The organism is Chryseobacterium endalhagicum (assembly GCF_016745235.1).
Classification (GTDB): domain Bacteria; phylum Bacteroidota; class Bacteroidia; order Flavobacteriales; family Weeksellaceae; genus Chryseobacterium; species Chryseobacterium endalhagicum.
This window is the reverse complement of sequence record NZ_JAELVM010000001.1, coordinates 2,284,739-2,302,078: the sequence shown is the minus strand read 5'-3', so window position 1 is coordinate 2,302,078 and position 17,340 is coordinate 2,284,739. Positions and strand designations below refer to the sequence as shown.

At 38.1% G+C, this 17,340-nt stretch carries 18 protein-coding genes; 6 read left to right on the top strand and 12 right to left on the bottom strand.

Going from position 1 to position 17,340, the window contains the following annotated elements:
• Positions 1 to 28: 28 nt before the first annotated feature.
• The 4 genes from JET18_RS10220 to JET18_RS10205 form a co-directional block, all read right to left on the bottom strand.
• Positions 29 to 481: a MarR family winged helix-turn-helix transcriptional regulator gene (locus JET18_RS10220; RefSeq protein ID WP_202090777.1), complete on the bottom strand. Its 453-nt coding sequence runs from the start codon at positions 479 to 481 to the stop codon at positions 29 to 31.
• A gap of 159 nt (positions 482 to 640) precedes the next feature.
• Positions 641 to 1,570 (bottom strand): ABC transporter ATP-binding protein, encoded by a 930-nt coding sequence (locus JET18_RS10215; protein ID WP_202090634.1) that lies wholly within the window; start codon positions 1,568 to 1,570, stop codon positions 641 to 643.
• A gap of 482 nt (positions 1,571 to 2,052) precedes the next feature.
• Entirely contained in the window at positions 2,053 to 3,024 is a 972-nt protein-coding gene (locus JET18_RS10210; RefSeq protein ID WP_202090633.1) for an iron ABC transporter permease, read from the bottom strand.
• Positions 3,025 to 3,046: 22 nt separating this feature from the next.
• A complete protein-coding gene (locus tag JET18_RS10205; protein WP_202090631.1) occupies positions 3,047 to 3,607 on the bottom strand; it encodes a TlpA family protein disulfide reductase in 561 nt (186 codons plus the stop codon).
• Positions 3,608 to 3,639: 32 nt separating this feature from the next.
• Between JET18_RS10205 and JET18_RS10200 the strand changes: the two genes are divergently transcribed.
• Positions 3,640 to 4,764 carry a ferredoxin--NADP reductase gene (locus JET18_RS10200; RefSeq protein ID WP_202090630.1) on the top strand — a complete coding sequence of 375 codons (1,125 nt, stop codon included), beginning with the start codon at positions 3,640 to 3,642 and terminating at the stop codon, positions 4,762 to 4,764.
• 23 nt (positions 4,765 to 4,787) lie between these two features.
• Positions 4,788 to 5,378 (top strand): SanA/YdcF family protein, encoded by a 591-nt coding sequence (locus JET18_RS10195; protein WP_394369517.1) that lies wholly within the window; start codon positions 4,788 to 4,790, stop codon positions 5,376 to 5,378.
• On the opposite strand, the gene tamL is transcribed toward JET18_RS10195, so the two are convergent.
• Positions 5,375 to 7,984, bottom strand: coding sequence for a translocation and assembly module lipoprotein TamL (gene tamL, locus JET18_RS10190; RefSeq protein WP_202090628.1), 2,610 nt, complete (start codon positions 7,982 to 7,984; stop codon positions 5,375 to 5,377). The genes JET18_RS10195 and tamL overlap by 4 nt on opposite strands.
• On the opposite strand from tamL, the gene JET18_RS10185 reads away from it, so the two are divergent.
• The gene (locus tag JET18_RS10185) at positions 7,970 to 8,695 is read left to right on the top strand and encodes a TrmH family RNA methyltransferase (RefSeq protein WP_202090627.1); all 726 of its coding nucleotides are present in this window, start codon (positions 7,970 to 7,972) and stop codon (positions 8,693 to 8,695) included. The genes tamL and JET18_RS10185 overlap by 15 nt on opposite strands.
• A gap of 148 nt (positions 8,696 to 8,843) precedes the next feature.
• On the opposite strand, the gene JET18_RS10180 is transcribed toward JET18_RS10185, so the two are convergent.
• The 5 genes from JET18_RS10180 to porQ all read right to left on the bottom strand — a co-directional run bounded on the left by JET18_RS10180 (position 8,844) and on the right by porQ (position 11,929).
• Positions 8,844 to 9,341: a phosphoribosyl-ATP pyrophosphatase gene (locus JET18_RS10180; RefSeq protein WP_202090626.1), complete on the bottom strand. Its 498-nt coding sequence runs from the start codon at positions 9,339 to 9,341 to the stop codon at positions 8,844 to 8,846.
• Positions 9,342 to 9,344: 3 nt separating this feature from the next.
• Entirely contained in the window at positions 9,345 to 9,653 is a 309-nt protein-coding gene (locus JET18_RS10175; protein ID WP_080779058.1) for a phage holin family protein, read from the bottom strand.
• Between the two features lie 78 nt (positions 9,654 to 9,731).
• Positions 9,732 to 10,082 carry a YtxH domain-containing protein gene (locus JET18_RS10170; protein ID WP_202090625.1) on the bottom strand — a complete coding sequence of 117 codons (351 nt, stop codon included), beginning with the start codon at positions 10,080 to 10,082 and terminating at the stop codon, positions 9,732 to 9,734.
• Positions 10,083 to 10,179: 97 nt separating this feature from the next.
• Entirely contained in the window at positions 10,180 to 10,854 is a 675-nt protein-coding gene (cmk, locus tag JET18_RS10165) for a (d)CMP kinase (protein ID WP_202090623.1), read from the bottom strand.
• An 82-nt stretch (positions 10,855 to 10,936) separates the two neighbouring features.
• On the bottom strand, positions 10,937 to 11,929 hold the full coding sequence (gene porQ / locus JET18_RS10160; protein ID WP_202090620.1) for a type IX secretion system protein PorQ: 993 nt from the start codon (positions 11,927 to 11,929) through the stop codon (positions 10,937 to 10,939).
• A 165-nt stretch (positions 11,930 to 12,094) separates the two neighbouring features.
• Between porQ and pyrH the strand changes: the two genes are divergently transcribed.
• The 3 genes from pyrH to frr all read left to right on the top strand — a co-directional run bounded on the left by pyrH (position 12,095) and on the right by frr (position 15,006).
• Entirely contained in the window at positions 12,095 to 12,802 is a 708-nt protein-coding gene (gene pyrH / locus JET18_RS10155; protein ID WP_027375133.1) for a UMP kinase, read from the top strand.
• 667 nt (positions 12,803 to 13,469) lie between these two features.
• A complete protein-coding gene (locus JET18_RS10150) occupies positions 13,470 to 14,189 on the top strand; it encodes an SGNH/GDSL hydrolase family protein (protein ID WP_202090618.1) in 720 nt (239 codons plus the stop codon).
• Positions 14,190 to 14,451: 262 nt separating this feature from the next.
• Positions 14,452 to 15,006, top strand: a complete 555-nt coding sequence (gene frr, locus JET18_RS10145) for a ribosome recycling factor (protein WP_202090617.1) — start codon at positions 14,452 to 14,454, stop codon at positions 15,004 to 15,006.
• 53 nt (positions 15,007 to 15,059) lie between these two features.
• Here the strand turns inward: frr and JET18_RS10140 are convergent, their stop codons facing one another.
• Both JET18_RS10140 and JET18_RS10135 read right to left on the bottom strand, forming a co-directional pair.
• Complete coding sequence (locus tag JET18_RS10140) at positions 15,060 to 15,704, bottom strand: hypothetical protein (RefSeq protein WP_202090616.1); 645 nt, start codon at positions 15,702 to 15,704, stop codon at positions 15,060 to 15,062.
• Between the two features lie 179 nt (positions 15,705 to 15,883).
• Complete coding sequence (locus JET18_RS10135) at positions 15,884 to 17,338, bottom strand: LptF/LptG family permease (RefSeq protein WP_202090615.1); 1,455 nt, start codon at positions 17,336 to 17,338, stop codon at positions 15,884 to 15,886.
• Positions 17,339 to 17,340: the final 2 nt, after the last annotated feature.

The window sequence follows — 17,340 nt, the reverse complement described above, 5'->3', positions numbered from 1 at the left end:
ATATGCAGCCGGAAAGGTGCATGATAATTTATTTTCTGTTATTTAATAGTTCGTTCGCAATTTTCATGATCTCGGACATCACTTCCTTGAAGGTTTCAATCTTCTCGGGAGCAATTTTCTCCATCACTTTCTTATTGAAATTGACAACCACTTCTTTGGACATATTCCTTGAATTCAGACCTTTATCTGTAAGTTTAATGATCACCTCTCTTTTATCAGAGGTGGTTTTTTCCTTATAGATATATCCGTTATCTTCCAGAAGCTTGATGATTCTGGTTAAAGAAGTAGGTTCAATGGCCATTTTGGGACCCAGGTTGGTACTTCGGGTTCCTTCTTTGGGATCAATTTTAAGAAGAGTGAGGGCTTGCACTGCTGTAGAATCATGCTCTTGGGCAAGTTCTGTATACATTTTAGAAACAGCCAGCCAGGTCTGTTTTAAAACTAAATCTACGTTTTCTATTTTTTCCTTGTTATTATCCATCATTTATGTAAGAATGGTGTAATCCAAATTTAGTAAATATTATGCATGCATAGTATTTATTAACGTTAAATTTTGTTAATAAGCTGAGAATAAACAGATTAAATTGTATGATTAGCATAATACTATGCATGCATAGTATGTGAAATATTCAATAAAAACTTAGTATTGATGAATGTTTCTGAGGGAATTAACTATTTCTTCGAAAGATTGACATTGCCGTTTGGAGGTGCTGGTGAGAATTTCCCAAAAACCATCTTTAAACTCAAAATGGAGGGAAGAAAGGTCTTTTTCAAAATTTTTCTGCAGCAGCGAATACAGCATTTCTTTGTGAACCGGCGGAGCAGTAATGGTTGGTGGAACAAAACTTTCATTCACCTGAAACAACGAAACGTTCGTGAGCTCTTCATGATGAAGCAGAATGTCTTCTACAATCCCGGAGAAAAGCTGATGATCTTTCACGTACCATATTTTATCGGCAAACTCTTTGGCCAGCCTCCAGTCGTGAGAAGAGAAAAGGATAATTTTCTGTTGTTCCTTAGCCAGTTTACGGAGTGTTTTTAAGATAATAAGTTTATTTTTTTCATCCAGATGGGTCGTAGGCTCATCCAGAATAATAACGGGGGAATTTTGGGTAATAGCACGCCCGATAAACGCTTTCTGCAGATTTCCGTCCGAAAGGTTTTTTAGAAGTGTGTGTTTATACTGGTTCAGATCCAGCTGATCAATAATGTGCGTCACTTCATCCCTGTCCTCTTTTTTAAGCTCAAAATAAAAAGGGTAGTAGATGTATTTTCCCAATGAGATCAGGTCTTCAACCGTATAATGTTGCGGTACATCCGATTTGGAGAAGACCACCGCTATATTTTCTGCAATTTCTTTTACAGACAGCTTTTTTATATTCTTCTGACCGATTAATATTTCCCCGCTTTGTAAAGAAACCTGATGCAAAATAGATTTGATAAGCGTTGTTTTTCCTACACCATTATTTCCAATCAGAAGGCATACATCGCCCAGTTTCAGATCTGCATGAGCATTTGAAATTAAGGTTTTATTGTAGCCTATATTGGCCTGTCTGATTTGTAGATGCATGTTTTAGGAATTGAAAAAGATAGCTGTTAAAAATAAAATAAGAGGGAGAAGACTCAAAAGAAGATATAGGATCTTATTTGTGTCAACTTTCCATAAGGTATAAACTCCAGAAATAAAAGATCCCCAAAAAAAGCATGGTAAAGCAGACATAAGATACCAGCAATGCCCAAAAGTGTAAATCCAGTGGAGATCTTTATCCAAACGAAATATGTCAGAAAATCGCATGAATGCAAAGCTCACTATAAACTGGAGTATATTTACAATAATTAATTGTTTCTGACTTATCTTAATATCCGTTAAATTCATTCAATAACAAATTTAGATTTGTTTATTTAACTAAATATATAAATTATAAATTTTCTCAAAATCTGCGTGATCTGCAAAATCAGCGAGCAAAAAAATAATTTCACGCAGATTCTTCAGATTGCACAGATTTTATTTCCGGTTTAAAAATTCACCATTCACCATTGACAATTCACTTTTTACACCTTATTCTGTTTCAAAAGCATCAGTAATATCACCGGGATACCAAATACAGAGCTTATCACATTCATAGGAATCTGTGTTTTTTCAGCAACTACAGAGAAAAGGAGCATCACGAGCATTCCCAGAAACATATTCAGAATCCATTGCTGCCATAACTTGGATGGATTATAAATGAGTCTGCAGAAGTGCGGAACAATAATTCCCACAAATAAAATAGGGCCCAAAAAGGCGGTAATAGAAGCGGAAAGCAGGGAAGATGCCACGATGATCAATAGCTTCAACTGTTTTAAATTCACGCCCAGGCTCTGTGCATAAGAGGTTCCCAATGAATTTCCAATCAGCGGTTTTATGGATTTAAAGCAGATAAACAGGCCTATGAAAACCAGAATAGCCAAAACATAAATCTGATTCCTCGTCACCATATTATTGGCTCCGAAAGACCATAAAATGTAGTTTTTGAGGCTCTGATTCTCTGCATAGAATTGCAGCAGTGAAACGACAGCACCGGCAAATGCCGAAATAAGGAATCCGAATATAATAAGGTAGGATTTATCCTGAAACTTATTCGACATGGAAAGAAGAATCAGCATCAGCCCCAGGCTTCCTGTGATGGCGGAAAGACTGAGAAAGCTGTTCTGCAAAAATTCCGGAATCAGAAGATCATGGGAGAAAAAAATGTAGAAGGCAACTGATAAACTGGCTACGGATGTAATCCCTAAAATATCCGGGCCGGCCAGCGGATTCTGAAAGTATTCCTGCATCAGAAAGCCGGAAGTGGGAATTGAAATTCCCGCCAACAGCATAACGAGAACGCGGTTGATTCGGATCTCAGCAATCTGGCTTTGGGCGGAATCCTGCAGGAAATCCTGAAGGGTTAAACTTAAAAATCCTGTGTTCAGGTTGATGACCACAATCAGTAGAATGGCGGCCGCCAGCAGTAAACACAGGATTTTGAATTTTTTTGACATGATCAGAAAAAATCTGGATGTATTATTTTAAAAGAGCGTCGATTTTAACATTCAGAACTTCCTCAGTCATCATGCCTAAATACTCATCGGTTTGATCTCCTTTTCTTAAATAGGTGAAAGGAATAGAACCTCCGTCCCACTGCTTGAAGTTACTGGTAAAAAAAGTAGGATCCAATTGCTGGCCATCCAGAAGGATGATATTCCGGGTAAGATTATTCTCCTGGCCAAACATTCTCACAGAAGTGTTCCATTCCGCTTTATCATCAAGATTGATAAAAGTAAATTTTACCGGTTTATCTTTTAATTCCTGCATTTTGTTCTTAAAATGTGGAATTTCCCTCATGCACGGTCCGCACCAGGTTGCAAAGAAATTGGTCACGTATAAAGTGTCGTTTTTCTGCGCCAGATATTCCCCAAGTTTTTCCGGAGAAAGTTCTTTCGAAGTATAAGCTCCCGTTGCAGAAGTTGTTGGTTCTGATACGGAAACGGAATCTGCGGCAAGCATGTCTTCCGTTTTTTGGCTTTCTTTTTTACAGCTGTACAAAGCCGTGAGGATAAGCGCGGATAAAATTATCTTCTTCATAAATTATTTTTTGACTATTTTTGAATTGAAGTATGGAACAACAAATCTATAAAGGGAAACTGATACAGTTTCATCCGTTAAAAATAGCGAAAAAGGTACAACTTACCAAAAATACTTTTTCTCTGGAATTCGAGATTCCCGGGAATTTACAGGATAATTTTAAGTTTGAAGCCGGGCAGTTTGTCAGTATAAAATTCATGGCCCATGGGCAGGAAGTCATTAACGATTATTCCATGACCTCAGCTCCGTATGAGAAAAAAATATGCCTTGGAATAAAGGTGAATTCTTCTGAAGGTGCCACTTTTGAGCTTTCCAAAAATTATAATGTTGGTGATGAGTTGATGGTAGGAGAGCCCTCAGGAAGATTTACGCTGGTTTCCAAACCCAGTGAATTCAGGACGATTGTTGCTTTTGCGGCAGGAATAGGAATCACCCCGATTCTGAGCCATTTTAAACATATTTTGCACACCGAACCGCGAACAAGGCTGTTTCTGTTCTTTGGAAATAAAAACTCAGATGAATTGATTTATCGCGATCAGCTGGATAATCTTGCCAGAACCTGCGGGGAGAGGCTTCAGATTTTTTACTTTTTTTCCCGGGAGAAAACGGCCGATCAGCTTTTCTACGGAAGGCTGGATGAAAAGAAACTGAGTCTTATTATTAACCAGATCCTTCACCTGGATGATACCGATGAGGAGTCTACCATCTGGGATGCCGTAGATGAAGTACTGATCTGTGGTAAGGGAGAAATGATCAAAGCACTGGCCAATGCCTGCTACCATCATGGAATTCCGAAAAAGAACATTCATTTTGAACTTTTTGAAGAATATAATGATGATATTTATCCTCTGGAAAAAGAATTTCCTTTGATCGAAGATGTGGAAGTAGCCTTCAAAATGCTTGGAAAAGACTATGAAACCGTTCTTCCGAACAATAAAGAAAAGATCCTGCAGCAGCTTCTAGTCCAGAATTTTCCGGTGCCTTACTCCTGCAAATCAGGGATTTGTGGAAGCTGCGAATGTTATCTTGAAGATGGGGAAGTGGAACTCCTTGAAAATGAATATTTAACAGAAAAAGAAGAAGCTCAGGGTAAAATACTGGCGTGCATGTCTATTGTAAAAAGTAAGAAAATAAAGCTTAACTTTGATCTGAGTTGAGAGTTATCAGAAACATATTTAACTTGGGTGTTGTATCAGCAGAAATAGGTATTCTGTTGATATGCCTCTGCAATGCGTGGGTTTTCGGGCTCACCAATGGCCGTACCTATACAAAGATCTCGAAAATTCCGCCAAGGGAAGTTGCCTTGGTTCTGGGAACTTCTCCAAAGATGAGATCAGGGATGTCCAATCCCTATTTTACCAAAAGAATGGATGCGGCGGCACTTCTTTATCATCACGGAAAAATTAAAAAAATCATTGTAAGCGGAGAAAAAAGCAAAGGCTATAACGAGCCGGCTGCCATGAAGAAATATCTGGTGAAGCAGGAAGGCGTTCCGGAGGATATTATTATAGAAGATCCAAAGGGATTCAATACCTACAAAAGCATTCTGCGCTGTAAAGATGTTTACAAAAAGAAAGATGTCATTATTGTATCACAGGGGTTTCACAATCTGCGTGCGCTGTTTTTCGCAAGGAACAACAATATGAATGCCCTGGGCTTCGATGCTCAGGATGTCAGCAAGCCTGAAAGCTACTACAGAAACCAGGCGAGGGAAGTACTCGCCAGGGTGATTGCTGTAGTGTATTTTATATTGGGAATTTCTCCGGATTAGAAAGGATATCCGAAGGCAATATTCAAAGTAGGTTTGAATGGCTGGAAGTTTTTAAATCTCCATCGGTCTCCATCAGGTTTATTCGGGTCGTAGATCTTGTAGGCAAGGTCAAGTCTGAATGTAATATAAGCTACATTTACTCTAAGTCCCAATCCACTTCCGATCCCCATCTGGCCTAAGAATTTATTGAATTTAAACTCATCTCCATAGCCTCCGGTTCCATCGGGTTTTCTAAGGCTCCATGTGTTTCCAATATCCGTAAATAAGGCACCTTCATACATTTCATTGAAGGGAATTCTGTATTCAATATTCGTGGTCAGCTTTACATTGTTCGTCATATACGTACGGACTCTCTCGTCGATCTGAGAATCTGAAGGACCTAATCCTCCAAATGCTACCCAAGCCCTGATATCATTGGATCCGCCGTTGAAATAAGATTTGATGACAGGCATGTCCGTAGAGTTCCCGTAAGGAATACCGACTCCGATAAACTGGCGTAAAACTAAGGTCTGATTTCCGTTGAATTTAAAATATTTCCGGGTGTCAATATCAAATTTTACAAATTGTGCATAAGGAATACCAAATATGGTTCTTTGCGGATTGGTTACAACACCTCCTGCATCTCTTTTTTGGTTGAATATGCTTAAAATATTACCTGCAAGCTCTACTTTTCCGTTAAAATAGAAAGCGTTCGGATAATCTTTTTTACCGATCTCACTGTACACAAAATTATAGATCATGGAAGAAATAAGGATATCCTGGGTCTGTCTGTCTTTGTTCACAAGAGATCCCATAAACGCCAGCAGAAGATCCTGGCCTTTCTTATCAAGCGAAGCCATGTAAGCATCATCATTCAGAATCATCTCGGAAACAGCATCAATACTGATCTGTCCGGAATTGAACTGCTGTGCAAGTTCTGGTGGTTTAGTAGAGAAATAGTTGGTAAACATATCATCTCTTATAATCTCATCATTGGCGAAATAATCATAATAGGCGTCTTTGTTTTTTGTAAGACTGACCTGGGTATTGAAAAGGGTAAGCCTGTGCGAAACCTGATCATTCACATTCGCCTGATAATTCAGTCCGGTATTAAAGTTGACCCTTCCCAAACCGATGTTATTCTGTACCGATGCTCCTAAAAGAATGGAAGATGTCGGCGTATATCTTTTCGGGAGAAGTTTATAATAATCAAACGGGAGAAGAAGTCTCGGGAAATTAAGGGAAGCCTGCGCTGAAATCTCGTAGGCAATATCTCTTTTATCAATATTTTTGGTACTTCTTATCGACCCGAATGTCCCCGAAATACTGGTTGAAAGGTTTTCTGCCCCTTTGAAGACATTCCTCGTCGTAAGGTCTACAGAAGGGGATACCCCAAGATTCAGAAGCTGGGAGTAATTGATATCCGTTCCCAGTTTAAGTTCATATTTTGGAAGCGGTTTTAGGACGTAAAGAACGTCCACGATGCTGTCATTAGGAGCGGTAGTTCCACCTCTTCTCAAAGAATCCCTGGCCTTCAGAATACTGAAGTTATTCATCGCAAGGAAATTTCTCTTTGTAAGGTCCAGGGCTTTCTGGTCATAAACCTTTTTGTGGTCTACGATCACGGCTCTCCATAAGGATGATGTCTTATAACTGTCATCCATTTTATGGAACCTGATCCTTCTTAAGCTGTCCTTCACGGTGTTTTTCATAAAATCGCCCGCTTCGTTAACAATCGCTACATCAATATTTCCTATGGTGGCCACTTTATAGCGATGGTCAGCTGAATCTTTATGGATTTCCAGAGTTAAAGGAACCTGTTTTTTGCTTTTCAGGGAGTCTGCTACAAAATATACCTCTTCATTGGTATTATTAAACCTGTAATATCCGTTTTCCCGCATCAGCTCTGTGATTCTCGTTACTTCTTTCTCAAGAACGGTCTGGTCCAGCCTTTGTCCGGATCTGATGAGACTTTTGTTGAGCTTCTGCCAGTAAAGTCCTTTAACGTAAGGGTCGGTTATATTGTAATAATAATCCTTAATGTAGGTGGGATCGTTATGTTTAACAAAGTAATTAACGGTTGCTTTTTTAGAGGCAGAATCTATATCATGCTTAACATGTACATCTGCATCCCAGAACCCCCGGTAGGTAAGCCTTTTTTCAATGGACTCGGTGCTTTTTTCACTTCTCGTCTGATCCAGGATTACCGGCGGCGTTCCCCAGCTGTGAAGAAGACGGTCTAAAAAGAGTGTTTTTCCTACACTGTTTTTCATATCATACTTAAGGAAAAGAGAATCTCTCAGTTTCTGATTTCTCATTTCACTCGGGTAAGTCATGTATTCGTTGAGGAGTGTATCATACTTAGGATTGGCCATATTGTAAAATCCTAAACTCAGCGGCATGAAAAGAAGCTGCTTTTTATTGGGCTTCTGCTGAACGTAATCTTTCAGTTCTTCATCGAAAGATTCTTTCTTATCTTCAAACTCAAAGTTGTTTTTGGTAAGCAAGTATTCGCCATCCGGAACTTTTTTAGTTGTACTGCACGCATAAAGGAGACCAACAAATGTTGCAAATGAGATAATTTTATAATATTTTTGAGGAGAATTCTTATAATGCTTACAGCTCATACAATAAAAGTTTTACAGTCTTTAGATAAAAAGAAGTTCAGACAAAAATACAATTTGTTTTTGGTTGAAGGTAATAAAATCATTTGTGAACTTTCTGAATCTAATTTTAAAGTTAAAGAAATATTTTCTACCGATCCGCAAAAATTGGACCGGACCGATGCTCCTGTGATCCAGATCACTGAAAATGAGCTGAGAAAAATAAGTTTCCTTAAAACCCCCAAAGATTCCATCGCGGTTTGTTATCTGGCTGAGGAAGAAAAAATGGAGGATAAAAATGTTCAGCTGGTTCTTGACGGAATCCAGGATCCCGGAAATCTGGGAACCATTATCCGTTTGGCAGACTGGTTCGGAATAGAACAGATTATCTGCAGTGAAGATACCGTGGATTTTTACAATCCCAAAGTAATCCAGGCAACGATGGGTTCATTTACCAGAGTTAATCTGGTATACACCAACCTTGTGGAATATCTTTCTGAAACGAAGAATATCAATATAGGAACGGATATGGAAGGGGAGAATATTTACACTTTCGAAAAGCCGGAGAAACTGAACCTGATTTTAGGAAATGAAGGAAACGGCATGAGACCGGAAACGGAAAAACTCCTTCAGAAATGCATAACAATCCCAAGATTCGGAAAATCCCAGTCTACAGAAAGCTTGAATGTTTCCATGGCGGCGGGGATTATTCTGGGACAGCTGTTTTCGAAATAGAAATTAGAGGTTAGAAGCTAGATATTAGAGGTTAGAAATTTTAGTTAAAAAATAAAATATTCTTCTCGTTAGAATTCAAGGTTAATTTAAAACTAATAATGATACTTGGACGTACACTAACTAAATTCTAATATCTAGCTTCTAATTTCTATATTAATTGTTCCAAGCTCGAAACACTTTTATTTTTCTGATAGACTTCCAGCTTCTTTCTGACATACTTCAAAGCAATAGGAGCGAGGTAGATCATGGCTGCTCCGAGAAGTTTTTTCTTCCAGTTCGGGCTTTTCATGCTTTTTTTAGCATAATTTCCCACGACTGCTGTGATGCCTAGCTTTATCAGGCTGTCCGTTACATTGCCGCCTAGTGCACTGCTTGCAATGCCTACCGCGGTATTTTTATTGATCAGGAGATCCTTCACTTCAGAGGTCAGCTGTCTGGCGATGACATCCTTGCGGAGCACTACTTTTTCATCACCGTCTTCATCTACTTTTTCCTGCAGATACTGATCGGTAAGGCCATTGGTGAAGGCACTCAGGCTTTCTTTTGTATTTTTAAAAGTAAGAAGGTTTTCCAGGTCATTGATTTCGCCTTGGAGCAGTTTTTTCTTCCTTCTTAATTCCTCAATGCTTTCGTATTTTCTGCCCATAGCTTAATGATTTAAAAATTTAATAACCTGATCTGCTACCATATTGACAATTTTGGTTTTGAAAGAAATAATGAATCCCATGATCACTACATAAAACCCGGCTACAATAAGGAATCCGTAAGAAGTATTGTCCAGCGCTTTGCCAATAAGAAACGCAATACCAAAGTTAAAAAGGATAATAAAAAAAGTAAAAGCAACTAGCAGCACTACAAAGTAGGTAATGAGCCCAGCAGAAAGAGAAGATTTTTCAGTGGCTTCTATTTTCAGAAGATCTATTCTCTTTGATGCATATTCTTTAATAGTCTCTATCATTGTTTTTTTTTAAAGTTACAAAAAAAGGAACTTCTTTCAAAAAGTTCCTTCCCATAATTTACTCAAAAAATAAACTATTTATTTTTTAAGATCGTTCAGCTCGGCTTCTACATCCTTTACTACGTCTGCAGTTTTGGAAACTATCTGATCTTTGTATTTGTCATATCCGTCTTTTACCGTATGAGCTACACTGTTCGCTGTTTCTTTGAAAGTAGAAGAAATATTGCTGTACTGATCTTTAACTCTTTCAGAAACCTCACCGTATTTGTTTTTAGCCTGATCTTTTAAATCATCAGCCTTATTTTTGATTTTTTTTCTGGTTTCTTTACCTTCTTCCGGTGCATAAAGCATTCCTAAGATTACACCTGCTGCAGCACCTGCAAGAAGTCCTGCCAATATACCTGCTGTATTTTTTCCGTTTTTCGACATTTTAAGCTTTTTTAATAGTTAATAAATATTAGTTTTTTTACTGAGTTAAAATGTACAATTTGTATACCAAAGGAGGCCCTGTACCTATTAAAAATTGTTAAATCTTCTTGATATATGATAAAATGAGATCTATCGTTTCTTCTTTGGTAAGCACTGTATTGTCGATCACAATAGCGTCTTCAGCCTGCTTCAAAGGGGCTATTTCCCTTTCACTGTCGATCTTATCGCGGTCTATCAGGTTTTGTTTTACCTGTTCCCTGTCTGCCTGGATTCCCAATCCTGCCAATTCAAAATATCTTCTGTTGGTTCTTTCGTCAATACTGGCAGTAAGAAAGAATTTATAGTCAGCATTTGGCAGAACTACTGTCCCTATGTCACGTCCGTCCATAATAATGCCGCCTTTTTCTGCCAGCGAGCGCTGGGAGTGAAGCAGGAAGTCTCTTACTTCTTTCTGTTTGGCCACAATACTTACATTATCGGACACTTCATTGGTACGGATCTGTTTGGAAATATCAATATGATTAAGGTACAAAACCAGTTCACCATGATCATTTCTGAATTCAAGTTCTATCTGGTCTAATGAAGAGAACAGCTTGTTGAGATCAATGGCGTCATCCGCATCTGTGCAGTTCTGTAAAGCAAACCATGTAACCCCTCTGTAAAGCGCGCCGGTATCCAGATGTATAAGACCCAGTTTTTCGGCAATGACTTTAGAGATTGAACTTTTTCCGGTAGACGAGTACCCATCGATAGCTATTACAGGTTTTTTCATACCGCAAATTTCAAGATTTTTTTTAGAAAATCAAGGTTGTAAAGAAAAAAATCTACATTGTTATGTAGATTTTGTCTTTTATTTATTCTCCTGCGTGGCTGCTAAGGTCCATAGAAACACCAATCTGGTTTACATTGGAAGAGTTGTGATAACGGATATGAGCATAGTCTATACGGAATCTTCTCAGCTTGATTCCAAATCCGCCGGAAAGTCCTGAAAAGTTTCTCTGATCTGCTACAGCAAGTTCATTTCCTCTTTTCGCATTATATCCAAGCCTGATGTTGAAAGCTTTTTCCGGGAAGAGTTCCGCACCTACGGAGAAGTGGTCTGCCAGTTTTCTTCCGAAGCCTACTTCCTGACCGTTTACATTATATTCCTGCGAAATATCAAACTGCTGAAGATCGTGGGCGGTAATGGTAATGGCAAGCGGTATGGCTTTTAGAATTCTGGTATAACCCATATCTATCCTGAACGGAAGGTTCTCTCTGGTTCCGTTGAATGATTTCAGCTGAAAACCGAAATTTCTAAGGACAAGGGACAGAACTTCTTTATTCTTTTTATTATGATAGGTGATTCCTGCGGTTCCTGAAACAGCAGAAGAGGTATAGTTGTCTATTTTTGAAGTGACGAAATTGATGCCTCCGCCAATGGTCCAGTCTTCTTCAAACTGGTAGGCATATCCGGCACCGATGGCTACATCCGAAGCTTTGTATTCCCCGTTCTGTTCCCCGCTTTCGTCAGTTCTGGGAGTACTTCCGTAGGTCATGTATCTCGCATTTATGGTGGCCATATGCCCGTTGTCAAAGTCTCTGGCGTACGCTACTGTTCCATATTTGGAATCAGCAAGGTAAGTGGCTGCATTCACTGAAAGCTGCTTATCTGAATCTCTGTTTAAAAGGGCCGGGTTTGCAATAGCAAAGGAAACATCATGGTCTCTGATGGAAATTGCATCGCCGCCTAAGGCAGCCTGCCGGGCAGATACAGGGATGTTTAAGAAAGGATAAACATTTGTTCCTGTTTGCGCATAAGAAACAATTCCTGACAGAAATAATGAAAAAATGACAATTTTCTTCAATTCAATTTATAATTAATGCAAAAATAATCCTTTTTCGTACTTATCAAAATATTTCTGACATTATTTCTGCGTAAATATTTTTCTTTTTTCAATATTTTTAATGATTATATTTGCAAAATCAAATTTCGGAGAAACTGCTCCGGTAAAGTTTATTAAAAAATAAAGATGAAATACAAAAGAATCCTTCTGAAACTGAGCGGCGAGGCCTTAATGGGGAACAGACAATATGGTATAGACAATGAAAGACTGCAGGAATATGCTGCCGAGATCAAAAAAGTAGTAGAAAAAGGCTGTGAAGTAGCGATCGTCATTGGAGGAGGAAACATTTTCCGTGGAGTAGCAGGAGCTGCAAAAGGAATGGACAGAGTGCAGGGAGACTATATGGGAATGCTGGCCACCGTGATCAACGGAATGGCACTTCAGGGAGCTCTGGAAGATGCAGGAATCAAAACGAGACTTCAGTCTGCCATTGAAATGGACAAAGTAGCTGAGCCTTTCATCAAAAGAAGAGCGGTAAGACACCTTGAAAAAGGAAGAGTAGTGATCTTCGGGGCCGGAACCGGAAACCCTTATTTTACTACCGATACAGCTGCCACTTTAAGAGCTATTGAAATTGGTGCCGATGTGATCTTAAAAGGAACCAGAGTAGACGGAATCTACGACAGCGATCCGGAAAAGAATGCTGATGCTGTAAAATACAATTCACTGTCATTCGACGAGGTGTATGCCAAAAACCTTAAAGTAATGGATATGACTGCCTTCACTTTAAGCCATGAAAATAAATTGCCGATCATTGTATTCGATATGAATAAGGACGGGAATCTGGAAAGAATTGTAGATGGGGAGAATGTAGGGACTTTGGTGGATTTGTAGTCAGGTAGCAGATAATAGGTAGGAGATAGCAGTATCAAAATTACTTATTACTTATCATTTATAAAAATGTGTAGTTTAACAGTATGAAAATAAGCTGTTTGTTTTGTATGTTTATTTATGTGATGCCGAGCCTCAAGAGGTTATAAAAAAATACAAAGGGATAAATATTCCCCAATAATACTGAACGACTTTCAGCCGCTGAGGATTTAACCAAAGCTGTTGAAGGTCGTTTAAAATTTGAATGAAGCCCTAAAAGAAAGCAATTTTACCATCCCAGAGGTTGAAATCTTATTACAGTAAGGCATTTTAAAGCATCAGGCTTATGAAAGAAAAAGGGATCTTTCAAATTCACCTTTAATAAAAAGCAAACTACTATTCTCAATCTAATGTTTAGGTTCTTAAAAGGAATCCAATCTCATCTCAGACATATCTTCATTAATAAACAAGGCCTTATATTCTGTTAAGACCTATAAAACAAACAAAGACTTTTAGTTACTTCAATAAAGTTCTCCCAATTTATAATATTTGGCTAAAAGGCTTGTATTCAAAGCAGATCTAAAAGCAATAAATTTTCCTTTTTATGTTTTATAATGATTCAAAAAAGGATACTTACGGATTCCCGTAATCGTGACTTATGATTATTATTTTTTTTTGCAAAAATTTAATCATGAGAAAGGTATTTTTTGCATTGCTTTTTGTTTCCTGTACTAAACACGGTAAACTTGAGGACATGAACAATGTAACATTTCCGGAATACAAAGAAATTACTTCGAGAACAACAGGGAGCATAACATATAAAGTCCTGGTAATTGGCAATAGCATTACCACCCATCCAATTGCTGAAGATATAGGTTGGAAGTATGAAAGCGGTATGGCGGCTTCCAGACTGGAGAATGATTATGTACATCTTTTATTTGATAAATTGAACAAGCAAAAGGGGAATATCATTCTTCGGTATGCAAACTATTCTTTTATAGAAAGAAATCCAGACCAAATAGATTTTAATGCGAAAAAAATTAAAGATTTAAAAATGTTTGAGCCTGACGTATTAATTTATCAGTTAGGAGACAACGTCAGTGCTGAGAATGCAGAGATATTCAAAAATACATCTGTGGAACTCGTGAAAGTTATTGCACCCAAAAAGACGATTGTACTATCACCATTCTTTAAAACGAAGGTTAATTTTGCTGATATGAAAAAGATTGCAAAACAGACAAATTCTACATTTATAGATATGGATGCTGTTTCAGATAATCCTCTCAGCAAAGCAAAAAATGATATTTCAAACAAGAATAACGCTTCTATCTGGAAGTCTGAAGGTATAGGTCTTCACCCAGGAGATAAAGGAATGGAACAGATTTCAGAATTAATACTGCAGGCTCTTTAAGCTGCATTTAGAAATTTGTGTAATTGTAATGCCGGGTTGTAAGGAAGTAAGGATTGGTCGACTTGCAGTGTAAAATAAATTCCTGTTATGTGAAAAATATAGTTACTAAATCTTTATATAATTAAAAACAAATGTTATTTTTGCACACTAGATAGTAAAAAATAGTAAGAAAACAGTCAAAAATATAGATTTTACAAATCTTAACTGATTGATTTTCAACATGTATTGAATAATGTGTAATTTATCAAATTTTAACTATATAATGGAAGAATTAGATCTTATATTAGAATCTGTAAAGCAAGACATGGATGCAGCTGTAAAGCACTTGGATCATGCATTTCAAAGAATCAGAGCAGGACGTGCTTCTACATCAATGGTTCAGGATGTAATGGTGGAATATTACGGAGCTCCGACTCCTATTAACCAGGTTGCGAATGTTTCTGTGCCGGATGCCATGACCATTTCTATTCAACCTTGGGACAGAACAGCTATTGGTGCTATTGAAAAAGCGATCATCAATTCAAATTTAGGCTTTGCACCTTCTAATAACGGGGAAAATATTATCCTGAATGTTCCGCCTTTAACGGAGGAAAGAAGAAGGGAACTGGCAAAACAGGCTAAAGTAGAAGCCGAGCAGACCAAAGTAACAGTAAGAAACGCAAGACAGGAAGGATTGAAAGAACTTAAAAAACTGGACGGAGTTTCTGAAGATGTTGTAAAAGGTGTGGAAGAAGAAATCCAGGGCTTTACCGACAAATACGTTAAGCTTTGTGACGATCATCTTAAGACGAAAGAAGCTGAAATTATGAAAGTATAATGTTCAGATTTGATCTATAAAAAAGAGGTTTCTTATGAAGCCTCTTTTTGTTTTTACAGACATTTTATTTCTCCTTTCTGATCTTTGTTTTTTAGCAGAGCCTGATAGGTTTTTATAAGCTCATCCGTATTACATTGGGTTTCCTTACCTGGAATTTTGTCAGGAGAAGGTTTCTCAGTGGCATTCGATCTTATGGAATACTGCTTCTCTAGGCATTTGATAGGTTTATTATTTTGGAGATAGATGCGGCTTTCCGTGATGTCGTCTTTTGTGATGGGCTTTTCCGGGGTACCTCCATCGAAATTCCATCCTGTGTCTTTTTTAAAAATGAAGAACAAATTTCCGTCTTTGATGAAATACTGTTCCGTTGAACCAAAATGGCTGTATTCATCATAAGAATGCTCAATAATTCTGATTCCCTTCTGATCGGAATAGAATGTCACTTTCCCTGACCTTTCGTCGTTGCAGTTATAAGTAAAGCCTTTGGAACTTAGTTTTTGGGCTTTCAGCTGGGTCTGAAGAGCGGCATATTCTTTTTTGATTTCTTCCATAGGATCTGATGAATTTTCCGTCTGTACCGGATCTTTTTTTACGGTTGAGCTGTCGGTTAAAACCAGTTTTTCCGAAACAGTTTTCTCCTTGTCATTTTTACATGAAACAGCCAAAAGCAGAATTGCAGTAAAGAATATCGTTTTCATAAGGTAGTTGTGTTTTGGTGTCTGATAAAAGTACAAAAAAAATAATGGCATAAAAAAGCGTTCGGTGGGAAAGCCTTCTGGGGTTTTAAGGTAGCACAAGCCACCAATAAAAAGACCCGGAATTTCCGGGCCTGTATAATTTTAAATAATTCAATCTTTCAATTTTTAAATAAAAGAAACTATTGATATCTCTTATGTTCTTTGCTCTTCGAAAACCTTTTCGTAATCGGTTTAAGTAATGCTTTGTATTTTTCAGCATCAAACAGTTGAGAATCTGTAAGGGCTTTATACGTCATCCAGACTCCGAAAGGAAGCAGGATAAGGTTGGGAAGCCAGGCGGCAAGATAAGGATTCATTCCACCGCCCCATGCAATATTCTCAATACCAAGATTCATTACATAGAACACAATGAAAATAATGATGGCAATAATCACCGGAAGTCCCATTCCTCCTTTTCTGATGATAGATCCCAAACTTGCCCCAATCAGGAAGAAAATAATACAGGTTACAGAATAAGAAATAATTCTTTGCTGGTAGATCACCACCTTGCTGAAGTATTTGATATTGGAGCTGAATTCAGCTTTTTTTCCTTCACTTGTCGTTTTCAGGTTTTCAAGTCTGTTGTATGAATTGAACAGGATTTGCAGCTTTTTCTCTCCTTTCACGGTATCCAGCTTAACCTGCTGTTTGGGTACTGCTTTGGATTTGCTTTTGTCCATGTACGTGATTACTGAATTGGTCTGGCTCAGGACATCATCACTGATATTGGAGAAAAATACTTTATTATCCTTTTTGTTTTTAGTGACAGTTTCGTTAAGCTGGCCATAAGTCTGGAAACGGTAATCATCGGTAATCTGTTCCTTTTCTATCGCTTTGTTAATGAGTTCAGCAATATCAAAGTGTGAAACCAGTGTGTCAAATTTGATGGCCTGATCCGGTTGCTTAAGTCTTACATTTTCACCTTTTCCAGCGAAATTATCTTCGAATACGTACCCGTTATACAGCTCCAGTTTCAGGAAGTTCTTGTTGGCTGCAGGAACAAATTTTCCTTTTTCCGCTACAATAGACTGCTGGTTTTCATACGTACTGGCTTTTCTGTGTACGAATACTCCCTCAAGGGTTTCCTGGTTTTCCCCGTAAATTTTATCAAATTTTACCATGTATCCCGGAATCTGGTCAATGAACTGTCCCGGTGTAAAATTCAGTGCCGGTTTAGTCTGCGCGATATTGAACAGCATATTCTTCGCCTTCTTTTGAAAATCAGGAATGATATTGTTGGAGAAAAAGAACAGCATGACTGCCAGTACGATGACGACTCCCATAAGAGGTGCCATCACTCTCGTCAGGGAGATTCCGGCGGCTTTCATGGCAGCAAGCTCATAACGTTCCCCAAATTCTCCAAAAGACATAATGCTCGCCAGAAGGATCGTAAGCGGGAGTACCAGGCTGACAACACTTACCCCAAGGTAAAAAAGAAGTTTGAGGATCTGCCAGTAGCTTAATCCTTTTCCCATGAACTGCCCCAGCTGAACCCAGATAATGTTTACAATAAAGATGAAAAACAAAACGCTGAATATAAAGAAAAACGGTCCAAAGAAGGTTTTTATGATATATCGGTCTAGTATTTTTAACATGC